The following is a 12,683-nucleotide window of genomic DNA, read 5'->3' as shown; positions in this document are numbered from 1 at the left end:
CGGTTTATAGTAAACGGAAGAGCTATCTACAACAACAATACACCAGTAACTTTTAGATCAGATACCGTAAACTGTAAATCAATAACTAACGAATGACTCGCGAGCAACTTATCGGCACGATCGGTAAAAATGGCAGGCGCCTTAACATGCGGGCATCTGACCTGGCCGATTTCGATTTTAGCGGTATTGACCTGACACAGGCTGACCTTCGTTTTTCGAACCTCACCAGAGCTAATTTTCGGGGAGCCATATTGCGACAGGCGAATCTAAGCTTTTCGGAACTCAGCGGGGCTGACTTTACGGATGCCGATTTGTATGAAGCGAACCTGAATTTCTGCGGGTTGATGAATGTGAACCTGACAGGCGCTAATGTAGAAGGAGCCACATTCAATTTTGCCGGGCGAAGTAAATACATCCCGGAGAAGATCAAAGCAGAACCCATTACGTTAACGACATTACTCCAGAAACCCGGCTGGGGAACCTTCATTGGCTCTTTTCTGGGTGCCTTACTGATCTATGGCTGCAATGCCATCATCTACTTTACTCACCTGATTCTGAACGCTACAGATCCACTGATAGCGGGCTTGTATCGATTTCTGATCATCGAGAATGTTACCGATGGAGCTGCTGTATTTCTGCTAACGTGGGCAATGTCGGGTTGGCTTACGAGTCAGTTTAAAGCTATCTGGCTAAGACACCTACTGGTGAGTGTTGCGGTAATAATTAGCTTCTTCAGTATCAATTCGGTTTTGTACATGTTGCTGGGCAAACCGTTTATCGATGAATTAGCGAAACGACCCGTCGGGGTCGAGCAAACAGCATCCTGGTATTTCTATGTATTAGGTGATTTGCTCATCGCCAACATCTTCCTTTATGTTCTTCAGCAAGGGCGCCAGTTGACCCGGAAGCTCTCAGAGCAGGAAATTCAGCTTCTGAATCTGGAGAAATTAAAAACACGGGCTGAACTGGATGCTTTACAGGCTAAAATTAATCCGCATTTTCTGTATAATGCCCTGAATAGTATTGCCAGCCTGGTTCACGAAGATCCCGACAAGGCTGAGGAAATGACGTTGTTGCTGTCAAAACTGTTTCGTTACTCGACGAGCCGCAATGGCGAATTATTTTCTACCCTGGCCGACGAACTGGAGATGGTTCGAACCTACTTACAGGTTGAACAAGTGCGATTCGGAAATCGGTTAACGTTTAGCGTTGAAGTGGCCGATCCGGCCCTGAATGAGCTGAAACTGCCTCAGTTTTTGTTACAGCCCATTGTCGAAAATGCCATCAAGCATGGCATTGCGAAACGCGCCGATGCAGGCCGTATCGACGTCCGTATTTATGAGAAAAACGGTGAGCTTCACCTCTGTGTCCACGATAACGGCCCCGCTTTTTCCGACGATATGAGCGGTGGGTATGGCTTACGAAGCATTCAGGATAAACTAAAACTACTCTACGGTGACGACGCCCGCGTAGAACTTCAGAACTGGCCATTGAAGCAGGTGCTCCTGTCTATTCTTATGACTAAAGTTCGAAGTGGTTATTCGCTGGTGATTCCCGATACAGATGCCTAATCACACGAATCCATGACATTCCCGCTCAAAACCATACTTATTGATGATGAGCCACTGGCTATCAGCCGTTTACGCCGACTTCTCGTCAAATACAATGATACGTTTGAGGTAATAGGCGACGCGCCGAACGGGGCTGAAGGTTTAACATTGATCGAAGCAGAACGCCCGGATGTAATTTTTTTAGACATCGAGATGCCCTTGCTCAACGGCTTCGAAATGCTTTCGCGACTCACGGCGATGCCGTTGGTTGTATTTGCCACAGCCTTTGATCAGTATGCGATTCGGGCATTTGAAGAAAACTCGGTCGATTATTTACTAAAGCCCGTTGAAGCAGATCGATTAGCTCGTACAGCGCAGAAAATCAGATCGTTGGTCGAACGAAACGATCCCTCACAATTAGGCAGCAGCCCGATGTCGGACAATTTAATGCGGCTTTTGGCCCAGATGCAGCCGAAAAAAGAAATTTATTCAATCTCGGTGAAAACGGGCGAAAAAATCCGGCTGGTTCCTCTTTCAGACATTGCTTTTTTTGAAGCCGAAGACAAATATGTTTTTCTGGCTACGATGGACGGGCAGAAGTTTCTGACAACTTATACGCTGACTACACTCAACGAAAAACTGCCCGACACATTTGTCCGCGTGAGCCGGTCGGTGATGGTCAATCGGCATAAAATTGCCGAAATTCACAAGCATTTCGATGGCAAATTCCTGCTGGCGATGAGCGATAAAAAAGGTACGAAACTGACAACGGGCAGTACCTATGGCGAAGCTGTGCGGCAGATGCTGGAACTTTAACAATCAACGTTATGAAAGCCGCTACCGAACGTAAAATCATACGCTGGTTTCATATTCTGGCCAGCATTCCTGTACTTGGCTATATCTATGGGCCGGTTGCCTCACTACCGGAGCCAGCTTTTGCCGTCAAATTTGTCATACTCCCTGCCGTCGTTTTATCAGGGGTCTGGCTATGGCTGGGGCACCACGTCCGGAAGTGGTGGCGTACCAGGAATGGCGGGAATACAAACGTACGCACGGCACAGGGACGAACGCGCTAACTAATAAAAAGCCTGTATTTTTAGGACTTTCGTTCAGAAGCGTGCCACGGTTACTAGTGATATGCAAACAAACCGTGGCACACTTCTGAACGAAAGTCCTATTTTTGCAGGAAACAGCGAAACCTATGAGCAAGAAAAATCGCAGTGGTATTGTTTACTCAACTAACCCAGACTTTGATTACCAATCTGACGATCAGTCAGAAGCCGAAACAGTAGCCCCAGCCCAGCAAAGTCTGAAAATCTGGTTAGAGAAATTAGGCGGCAATAAGGTCGTAACGAGTATACGCGGATTTATTGGCACTGATGCCGATCTGGCAGACCTCGGCAAACAATTGAAAACCGCCTGTGGTGCAGGCGGTTCAACGAAAGACAACGAAATTCTGATTCAGGGCGACCACCGTGATAAAGTGCTGGCGTGGCTAACTGGTAAAGGTTATAAAGCGAAAAAAGCAGGGGGATAAAGGCGTTTTACTACCTATTCGATTCCGCCCATCCATTTCTTTAGTGGCTTAACAAGCACCAAAAGCAGAAAGCCAAATCCCAGGCTGAAATAGGCAACGTTCTGGAACATTTCGGGCATCTGGTGCACATTTTTCTCATCGAATCCGCCCGCAAACAGGCCGGCGATCAGGTTCCCCAGCGACGTACCTACGAACCATAAGCCCATTAGCTGGCTCGTGTACCGTTTGGGGGATAACTTGGAAAAGGCACTCAACCCGACGGGGCTCAAAAACAGTTCGCCAAGGGTAAAGAACAGATAGGTAAATGCCAGAAAGAACGGCGATGTACGAACGCCAGTACCACTAAGCGCCAGCCGGGAGGCTACTACCATAACAACATAAGCTAATCCAAGCAGCAGTAGACTAGTCGCGAATTTGGCAGGAACGGCAAAATCAATCTTTCGCTTGAACAGGAAAACCCATAAGGCCGCCAGAACCGGCGAAAAAATGAGGATAAAAGCAGGATTTAGATTTTGAAACCAGCTCGAAGGCATCTGCCACCCAAACAGGTTAAGGTCGGTATAGCGATCGGCAAAAATTTGCAGTGATGAACCTTGTTGTTCATTTCCCGCCCAGAATAAAGCCGATGCCAGAAAAAACACGAATAGAACGACAACCCGCTTTTTCTCGACACTATCGAGCCCACCCGCAGCCAGAATATAAACAAAGTAACTTACAGCGATGAGCGAAATAATCGTGCCCATTGCCTGAGCCAGCCCCTGCGCGGTTGTCATATCGATTACTCCGGCCAGTTGCAAACCGGCCAGAATTGCCACCAACACAGCCAGAAACACCAATAGCGAACGATTGCCCGTCGATGAATTTTCCTCTCCAACCGCTGTTGGTACCACATAGAGGCCCCGGTCGCCGAGGTATTTTTGGCCGAACATCCGGAAAGTAATGATCCCCAGGGCCATTGCTATAGCTGCGGCTCCGAACCCATAGTGCCAGCTAATTTTCTGTCCCAGATAGCCTACGATCGAAATACCGAGCAACGATCCGGTATTGATACCCATGTAGAAAATAGAAAAGGCAGCGTCTTTACGAGCACCGCCTTCAGGGTAAAGTTCGCCTACAAGACTGCTAATATTAGGTTTCAGTAATCCCGTTCCAATGGCAACCGTGCAGAGTCCGGCGTAGAACAATCCGGGTCCCGATGGAATAGCTAATATGATATGGCCAAGCATAATGACTATGCCACCGTACAGAATCGATTTGCGCTGCCCCAGCAGGTTGTCGGCAATCCAGCCTCCAGGCAGCGAAAGCAGGTAAACAGAAGCGGTATAAATGCCATAAATAGCGGCACCATCAGCTTCGGTCAACCCCATCCCACCCCGAACATTATCAATTAGAAACAGCAACAGAATGGCTCGCATACCATAGTAGCTGAACCGCTCCCACATCTCGGTAAAAAATAAGACGAAAAGGCCCATTGGATGGCCGAAAAGCGTGGCCTCATTAACGGGCTTCTCAATAGTAGCTTCCATGCAGTTAGGTTAATTGGTCAGTTTGCCGAAGAATATGCCTGTAATAACGAAAAAATAGTTGTAAATATACCTTCAGCATCCGAAACCAGCAAGGCTACCTAGTTACCATCCGGCGTAAACTCCCATAAATCATTAAAACGCGTCTGACCGCTTGACCCCGTCGTTATATAGCCTTTGGAGCTGGTAGCAAAGCCGACAGCTCGTGTTCGGGCAGTACCTTCAAACGACGATTTGGTATCCCATGAATCATCGGTGGGGTCATACGCCCATACGTCGTAATCGCCTGAACGCTGTGTACAGGCACCTGTTATGAGATAACCGATTTTATTAATCGAAAAACCAACGCTGTAGGAACGGGCGATGGATGTTCCGGTAAAATTCCGACGCTCTTTCCAGACATCTTTAGAGGCATCATACGCCCAGAAATCATTTTGGTTCACATTATTGGTACTTCCTGTTCCAAGATAAGCGATGTTGTTAATAACAAAAGTTGCCGCACCAAGCCGTGCCCGGCCGCCAAAATCGGCTTTACGCGTCCAGGAATCTGTCGCGGGATTGTAGGCCCATAAGTCTTTCTGTTCGGCGCCGTCAGATCCTGTTCCGACAAAACCGATCCCATCTACGGTAAACGCAATGGCCGACCGTCTGGCCGACCCGCCAAAATCGGCTATCGGAGTCCACTTATTTGTGGCCGCATCATACGCATAAAAATCCTTTAGCAAATTGCCCGTAATCCGATCAAGGCCTGTTCCAACGTAGCCTTTATCACCAATAGTAAAACCAACCGCTTCACTACGGGCTTTCCCAGGGAAGTCGGCAATTTGTGTCCAGGAATTTTTTGCCGGATCATACTGCCAGAAGTCGGCAAGTGGGTCTTTATCGGTATTGGCCCCGGTTCCGACATAAGCCAGATCGCCAAGGGTAAATGTTACAGCAGCATTTCGCGCTGTTCCGCTAAGATCTGACCTTGGATGCCAGCCTCCAGCAAGGGGTGGCGTATCATTCATGGTACAGCTATGCAGTAAAAAACTGATGAAAACACATAAAATTCCAGATGCACTACTGCGTTTCATAGCTTTCTATTGTGGTTAGAGTACTCCAACGTTTCTGTAGGATTGTAAAGTATACGATTGCCAATTCTTAATAGTTTTAACGAAAGAATTCTTAACTTTTGAATTAGTCTTACCTTTTGCGTCACTCATTGCGTATGCTTCTTCCCTTCGATTTTCAGAAAGATCCCTATTTACGACTCGACTTATCGGCCACAAACCCTGATCTGGCACTGCTTGATTTAACCGATACGGTCCTCTTTACTGATTATATTTTTGGGAAACTACGGGAAGCAGGTGTTAAAGTCGGCGTTGGTGGTTATAACGAACATCGTGTCATTTACCGTCGTAGCGAACACTTTAATACGCAGGAAGAACCTCGAGAGATTCACCTAGGCATTGACTTCTGGGCCGAAGCCGGAACGCCCGTCTTTGCCCCCTTAGCCGGTATCGTTCATAGTTTTCAGGACAATGCCAACTTCGGCGACTACGGCCCAACCATTATTCTGGAACATACGATTGGCGGGCAACCACTTTACAGCCTCTACGGCCATCTTACGCGTTCGTCGCTGAGTGGGTTATATGTGGGAAAGCAAATTGACGTAGACGATAAAATCGGTGAGATTGGCCCCTATCCCGAAAATGGTGATTGGCCTCCACACCTCCATTTTCAACTCATGACCGATATGCTTGGCCACGAGGGTGACTTTCCTGGCGTTTGCTCAATAAGCGATCGCGCGAAGTTTCTGGCGATCTGCCCGAATCCCAATGATCTGATGGGCATTCGGGGTTTATAAAAATTTCTTTATCTAATCTCAGTACCGCTGATTAGTTTTTGCGCCTTAAAGTTTGGCACGTTAAGCAATAGCCTATATTTGATTTTCATTTATTCACTATTTCGGGGTGGCTCTTTAGCCAACCATGAATGGCTTATTTTCAGCGCACAATGAACGAACACAGTAAAAACTTTCTGTATCAGTATCTTAATAATGCCTCGCCAACTGGCTTTGAATCGTCGGGGCAGCAGATTTGGCTGGACTATCTCAAGCCTTACATCGATGAGCATATTGTGGATACCTATGGCACGGCAGTAGGGGTCATTGGGCCAGGAAAAGACTATAAAGTGGTCATTGAGGCTCACTCCGATGAGATTTCATGGTTCGTCAACTTTATTTCTGACGATGGCTACCTGTTTGTCCGACGAAATGGCGGTTCCGATGCCGTTATAGCTCCTTCTATGCGCGTTCATCTACATACCAAAAAGGGTGTTGTAGAAGGCGTGTTCGGCTGGCCCGCTATCCACGTCCGAGACCTCGCCAAAGATACTGCGCCCAAAGTAACGGATCTGTTTATCGACATCGGTGCAGCAACCAAACAGGAAGTATTGGATATGGGCGTCCACGTCGGTACTGTGTGTACGTTCTCTGATGGCCTGATGGAATTAAACGAGCGCTATTTCGTTGGTCGCGCTCTGGACAATCGTATGGGCGGGTTTATGATCGCTGAGGTAGCCCGGCTCCTGAAAGAAAATAGCGTAACGCTGCCGTTTACGCTGTATGTGGTCAATGCAGTGCAGGAAGAAATCGGTTTGCGCGGAGCCGAAATGATTGCCCGTCGACTCCGGCCCGATCTTGCTATCTGCACCGATGTGACCCACGACACGCAATCGCCGAGATACGACAAAAAAGAGCAGGGAGACCTTAAATGTGGCGATGGTCCTGTATTGTGTTATGGCCCGGCTGTACAAAACAATGTGCTTGATTTTATGATCGGTGTAGCCGACCAGCAAAACATTGCATTCCAGCGGCAGGCCGTTAGTCGTTCGACAGGAACGGATACCGACGCCTTTGCCTACGCTACCGAAGGGATTGCCTCAGCGCTAATCTCACTTCCGTTAAAATACATGCATACAACCGTCGAAACTGTCCACAAAGACGATGTTCAGAATGTGATTAAACTCATGTATGAAACATTATTGGCGTTGAAAGGTGGAGAAGATTTTCGCTATATCAAATAAAATCAATCAACTAGCCGGTTACTAACCGGCTAGTTGATTATTATCGGTTTTTTCGCAGATATAGTGGTACGATTAATCAGGCATGACAAACAATTGTATTTTGTTGCCTGTACGGAAATACTCCAGGCATGAAGTAATCATTAATAATCAAATGCTCTATTGCCGAATGATAGCTCTGATCACTTCATCCAGATCACGGAAGCGGAACCACGTTTGTCTAAAATAAACTGTTCCGTTTGGGTTAATCAAATAGGCCGTATTAGGTGACTGACCAAATGATAACCAAAAATTATTAGCTGGATTATCAATCAGGATAGGCAGCATAACATAGCTCTTCTGTTGCAACAATTTTGCTAATATCTTTCGCTCACCGTATGTTTTAGGTTGTTTAGCGTCAATATGTTCTTTGATATTTTCAGTACTTAATTGTAAGAGATTATCTTTTGAATAGGGGCCGGCAATATCTGAAGGGTGAGCTTCAATTGTGTAGATGAAGTAGACATTAATAAAGTTTCTATACTTAGCTGCTATTGAATTTATATCCAGCATATTACGACGGGTAATATCACATGTATAGCTGCCGGAAATCAATAAAATTGGTTTTTTATTTTTTAATACTTCAGAAAAACTAAACCGAATTCCATCGAGAGAAAATAAAGTAAAATCTAAAATTTTATCTCCTTTATGGTAGCCAATTTTATCAAAATCTTTATAGTTATTTTTAACACCTTTTGATGTCATTAAGGCAATTTTATCGGTATCTAACGGTAGCTTATCAGTATTTGCATTCTCACAACCAAAAACAAGCATAGCTATAGCAGACACCCAGTATAGGTTTTTGACTTGCCACATATTCATAACGCTGGTAGTAGTTTTTACACCAGTTCGGCAAGTGAAATTTACTAGTTATATACTCAAAAATAATAGTCAATAAGTAAATTTACAGTTGCTATAACTAATGCCATTTTTAATTGTTTATGAGAAATTATTTTTACGTATGAATATATATTTTTAATCTATTCTATTATTAAAATAATATTAAAAATCCACACTAAAACCGGTCTATTCAGGAATATTTCAGAATAATAGCTCTCCTTTTTCTGAGTCAATTTTCATAACGACTGTTCGTCCAATTGGTAAAGCTAAATTGTACGTTACATGCCCAGCGGGAAAATCAAAAATAATTGGGTAATTATACTCGGACACCGAATCGGCAATTATGGAAAACGCGTCTTTGCCAAATGGTAACGATGGATTAAGGCGCATATCGGAAAATTGCCCTACTACTAATCCCGCCAAATTCGCCAATTTCCCTGCCCGACGAAGTTGAGTCATCATACGATCGAGCGAGAAAAGTGTTTCGTCTATGTCCTCAATAAACAGAATCGATCCTGAAAAATCGATATCCGTAGATGTACACAGCGAGTTAACAAGAATAGTTAGATTGCCACCAACCAGCGGCCCCTTTGCCTCACCTACCCGGTTAAGCGAATGGGCAGGCACAGCATAGTGCGCTGGTATCTCGCCAAATAGCCATTGTCTCACAGATTCAAGCGATTGAGACCGATCTGGGTATCCAAATTGGCGGGGCATCAACCCGTGTAAGCTCTGAATTCCATGCTTATAGAACAGACTTAATAAAACGGTTATATCGCTAAAGCCGACGAGCCATTTGGGGTTCTCGTGTAAGCAGGTCAGATCTAATTGGTCTACAATTCGGTAGCATCCGTAGCCCCCTCGAGCCGCAAAGACGGCTTTTACGGATGGATCATCAAAAAGGCGTTGCAGATCCGCCCGACGAAGATCATCGGAACCGGCAAATGGACCATCAATGGCGTGCAGGCTATCGCCTTCCAGTACATTTAGTTTCCAGTCGTTACGCAGTATACGCAATCCATCAGCTAACTCTTCATATGGAAACCAACTGGCTGGAGCTACTACTCCGACTGTATCGCCAGGGCGCAGAAATGGAGGGAAAATCAATTTGGTTTACAATTTATGGTTCACAAAGTAGGCTTGCCTTTCATTACATTATGAGCAACTAAACTACCTTGAGATGAGAACTAGTTAAGCTCAACTTCTTCAGTATCATCCAGTTTCTCAAGATCGAGATTAACAATACCGCTTTGGCCGCTATCAAACATGGGACGAAATTTGTGGCCCCAAAGAACTTCATCATACCGATACGAATAGCGTCGATGAACTACCTGTGAGAATGTATCATCCATTGCCTGGAGCAAAATTAAGAATTCAGTGTCAGATTCGGCAAGGTCTTCGGGCGTACAGCCATGTAATGGGCTTTTATTCGTAATAGCATGGACCAGGGTCCAGTTAGTTGGAAAAAACGTTACTTTCTTCCGTTCCAGACTTAAGGAATAATAATTACGGTGCTTTGTTCCATCCGCCTTAGTTTCCATCCGCGACATGGTTACTTCAACCACCACATCGATCAGTTGGTGTGATCGTGCATTGATGATCCGGAACATCCAGGCATTTACATCCAGATAAGGCGCAAACACCGAACGTTGGGAAAATCTAATATGAGCAGATGGTCGCGAAAACCGGCCGTACAGGAGTCCCGTTACCAAAGCAAACGACAGCAATCCCATCATTGACTCGAAAGCGGCAATAATACTAGTCAGAAAGCTAGTGGGAGCAATATGTCCGTATCCTACGGTTGTAAGCGTTTGAGAACTAAAGAAAAAAGCTTTCCAGAAAGGTCCGTAAAATGACTGGTCCGAGGTACTTTGAAGATTCTCAGCACCAGCCAGCATATATACTACGGCAAAAAAGCCATTCGCAATGAGATAAAATACCAATACCAGTCCCAAAAAAGGAAACCATTTGATTGTAATCAGTCGATTATAGAGATTTAGCTGATCCCAAAATGTTCCGTTCTTACGAAATATATTAAAACTACCATCTTTATTGATTAATCGAGAATAGGTATCGCCCAGCTTTGTTCCGAATCCTAAATCACGCCTTTGTTCCTCTTGTTCAACAAGTTGACTGTTTCGCCCTTGTAAATTCTGCTTTGGCAAAGTATTCATATAGTCTATAGAGAAGTGCTCTTTTAATAAATATTTGCCGATAAAGGCAACTTTTAAAACAACTTTAATTCATCTGTTGGCAAAATATTAAGTATTAATACTTACTTTAGCAGAAAATTTAAAGAAACCGTCCGTAACGGTTTCTCAATCCACGAAGATACAATGAAATCATCTGAAGGTATGATTAGTATAGTCGTACCAGCCTATAACGAGGAAGAGAACTTACCCGTTTTAGTACATCGGCTCATGGCCGTTATGGAGCCATATCGTTCTTATGAAATACTGATCGTAGACGATGGTAGTTCTGACCAGACTCGCTTTGTGCTTCGGCAGTTAAGCAAAGAGTATCCGGTAGTACGGTTTCTTTCTTTTTCCCGCAACTTTGGTCATCAGATGGCCCTTCGTGCTGGTTATGAAAATGCCAGAGGTCAGGCGGTAATCTGTCTCGATGCAGACCTCCAGCATCCTCCCGAACTCATTCCTACGCTGATCAGTAAATGGCGTGAAGGCTTCGAGGTCGTTTATACGGTTCGGCAGCCAGACCCGAAACTATCGTGGTTTAAGCGTACTACATCAAAAAAGTTTTATAGCCTGCTGAGAAATATTTCAGGCCTTAAAATTGAAGATGGTGCCGCTGACTTCCGGTTACTCGACCGCAAAGTTATCGACACGCTCAAGGCATTCAAGGAGAATGATCTGTTCCTCCGCGGGGCGATTTCGTGGGTAGGTTTCCGCCAATGCCGGATTCTCTATCAGCCAGCCGCTCGCTACGCAGGCCGTTCTAAATACTCATTTCGCAAGATGATGCACCTGGCTGCCATGGGTATCACCTCGTTCTCTACCAAGCCGTTGTATCTGTCCGTTTTGCTTGGCTTTGGCATGTTCATGTTTGCCAGTTTATTCGGAGCGGAAGTTCTCTATGAAAAGTATTTCACCAATGCTACCGTTTCCGGCTGGACTACTTTAGTCCTGTTGATGCTGCTCATCGGCGGTGTTCAATTCATCATAATCGGGATCATCGGCGTATATTTGGGAAAAACGTTTGTGGAAGTAAAACAACGCCCGGCTTATATCATCGGCGACACAAGCGACATTGAGGAGACCGTTACAACATGGGAAGCCCCAACCAAAGAGCAACACCCCCTGGGAGGCATATATTATTCACCGTTGATGTAGAAGAGTTTGATACTGCGGTAGAGTTCGGTCACAATATTCCACTGAGTGAGCAAGTGGCCGTTTCAACGCGGGGGCTGCGTTTGCTGGCCGAACGCTTTGACGCAGTTGAGGCTCGTACCACGCTTTTCACTACGGCTAATTATGCCCTTCATGAACCCGAATTAGTCTGGCAGCTTGCTGGTAAGCACGAAATTGCGTCGCACGGCTATTTCCATACGACTTTCGAACCGGCAGATTTGCTTACATCCAGATTAGCGCTGGAGAAATTACTTAATCGTCCGGTAACCGGCTTCCGGCGTGCGCGCATGGGTTTTGTCGACCCCAACGATGTTGAGCAGGCAGGCTATCAGTATAATTCATCGTTGCATCCGACCTGGCTCCCTGGCCGCTATAACCACTGGGGCGAACCACGTCATCCCTTCCGGGAAGCGGGTGTCTGGCAGATTCCGGCATCCGTTACGCCTACCCTACGGTTGCCACTTTTCTGGTTAAGTCTAAAAAACTTTCCGTTTGCTTATTACAAACAACTATGCAGGCAAACGCTTCAAGCCGATGGCTTTCTGAATTTATACGTTCACCCCTGGGAGTTTACGGACCTGTCGGGCTATGAAAAAATCCCGGCTTACGTTCGGCGTCATTCCCGAGAGGAGTTACTTGACCGGGTTGAGGCACTACTTCGCTATTTAAAGCCACAAGGCGAGTTCAGTACAATGCATGAATTTGCCAACTCATTATCGTAAGGAGTCTACGGGATTTTAAAACCGAAAAAGGCATTACT

General features: G+C 45.6%; 13 protein-coding genes. 8 read left to right on the top strand and 5 right to left on the bottom strand.

The genetic code is table 11. From position 1 onward, the window contains the following. The first annotated feature begins 92 nt into the window (after positions 1–92). The 4 genes from G8759_RS07850 (at position 93) to G8759_RS07835 (ending at position 3,087) form a co-directional block, all read left to right on the top strand. On the top strand, positions 93–1,571 hold the full coding sequence (locus tag G8759_RS07850; RefSeq protein ID WP_167206746.1) for a histidine kinase: 1,479 nt from the start codon (positions 93–95) through the stop codon (positions 1,569–1,571). Positions 1,572–1,583: 12 nt separating this feature from the next. After that, positions 1,584–2,366 carry a LytR/AlgR family response regulator transcription factor gene (locus tag G8759_RS07845; RefSeq protein WP_167206744.1) on the top strand — a complete coding sequence of 261 codons (783 nt, stop codon included), beginning with the start codon at positions 1,584–1,586 and terminating at the stop codon, positions 2,364–2,366. Between the two features lie 11 nt (positions 2,367–2,377). Continuing rightward, positions 2,378–2,626 (top strand): hypothetical protein, encoded by a 249-nt coding sequence (locus tag G8759_RS07840; protein WP_167206743.1) that lies wholly within the window; start codon positions 2,378–2,380, stop codon positions 2,624–2,626. A gap of 125 nt (positions 2,627–2,751) precedes the next feature. Continuing rightward, a complete protein-coding gene (locus tag G8759_RS07835) occupies positions 2,752–3,087 on the top strand; it encodes a translation initiation factor (RefSeq protein WP_167206742.1) in 336 nt (111 codons plus the stop codon). Positions 3,088–3,101: 14 nt separating this feature from the next. Here the strand turns inward: G8759_RS07835 and G8759_RS07830 are convergent, their stop codons facing one another. After that, positions 3,102–4,613, bottom strand: a complete 1,512-nt coding sequence (locus tag G8759_RS07830) for a peptide MFS transporter (RefSeq protein ID WP_167206741.1) — start codon at positions 4,611–4,613, stop codon at positions 3,102–3,104. 98 nt (positions 4,614–4,711) lie between these two features. After that, positions 4,712–5,620, bottom strand: a complete 909-nt coding sequence (locus tag G8759_RS07825; protein WP_232074171.1) for a Kelch repeat-containing protein — start codon at positions 5,618–5,620, stop codon at positions 4,712–4,714. A gap of 200 nt (positions 5,621–5,820) precedes the next feature. Here G8759_RS07825 and G8759_RS07820 point away from each other — a divergent pair, with 200 nt between their 5' ends. Then, positions 5,821–6,459, top strand: a complete 639-nt coding sequence (locus G8759_RS07820; protein WP_167206739.1) for a peptidoglycan DD-metalloendopeptidase family protein — start codon at positions 5,821–5,823, stop codon at positions 6,457–6,459. A gap of 149 nt (positions 6,460–6,608) precedes the next feature. Next, complete coding sequence (locus tag G8759_RS07815) at positions 6,609–7,679, top strand: M20/M25/M40 family metallo-hydrolase (RefSeq protein WP_167218795.1); 1,071 nt, start codon at positions 6,609–6,611, stop codon at positions 7,677–7,679. 156 nt (positions 7,680–7,835) lie between these two features. On the opposite strand, the gene G8759_RS07810 is transcribed toward G8759_RS07815, so the two are convergent. The 3 genes from G8759_RS07810 to G8759_RS07800 all read right to left on the bottom strand — a co-directional run bounded on the left by G8759_RS07810 (position 7,836) and on the right by G8759_RS07800 (position 10,729). Further along, the gene (locus G8759_RS07810; RefSeq protein WP_167206738.1) at positions 7,836–8,537 is read right to left on the bottom strand and encodes a hypothetical protein; all 702 of its coding nucleotides are present in this window, start codon (positions 8,535–8,537) and stop codon (positions 7,836–7,838) included. 219 nt (positions 8,538–8,756) lie between these two features. Further along, positions 8,757–9,662, bottom strand: coding sequence for a S66 peptidase family protein (locus tag G8759_RS07805; RefSeq protein WP_167206736.1), 906 nt, complete (start codon positions 9,660–9,662; stop codon positions 8,757–8,759). A gap of 80 nt (positions 9,663–9,742) precedes the next feature. After that, complete coding sequence (locus tag G8759_RS07800; protein WP_167206735.1) at positions 9,743–10,729, bottom strand: ion channel; 987 nt, start codon at positions 10,727–10,729, stop codon at positions 9,743–9,745. A gap of 162 nt (positions 10,730–10,891) precedes the next feature. Between G8759_RS07800 and G8759_RS07795 the strand changes: the two genes are divergently transcribed. Together G8759_RS07795 and G8759_RS07790 are read left to right on the top strand one after the other, a co-directional pair. Further along, complete coding sequence (locus tag G8759_RS07795) at positions 10,892–11,905, top strand: glycosyltransferase family 2 protein (protein WP_232074170.1); 1,014 nt, start codon at positions 10,892–10,894, stop codon at positions 11,903–11,905. After that, on the top strand, positions 11,842–12,645 hold the full coding sequence (locus tag G8759_RS07790; protein ID WP_167206733.1) for a polysaccharide deacetylase family protein: 804 nt from the start codon (positions 11,842–11,844) through the stop codon (positions 12,643–12,645). Before G8759_RS07795 ends, G8759_RS07790 begins: the two co-directional genes overlap by 64 nt. Positions 12,646–12,683 lie beyond the last annotated feature (38 nt).

This window comes from Spirosoma aureum, from assembly GCF_011604685.1.
Taxonomy (GTDB): Bacteria; Bacteroidota; Bacteroidia; order Cytophagales; family Spirosomataceae; genus Spirosoma; species Spirosoma aureum.
This window is presented reverse-complemented; position numbering and strand designations above follow the sequence as displayed.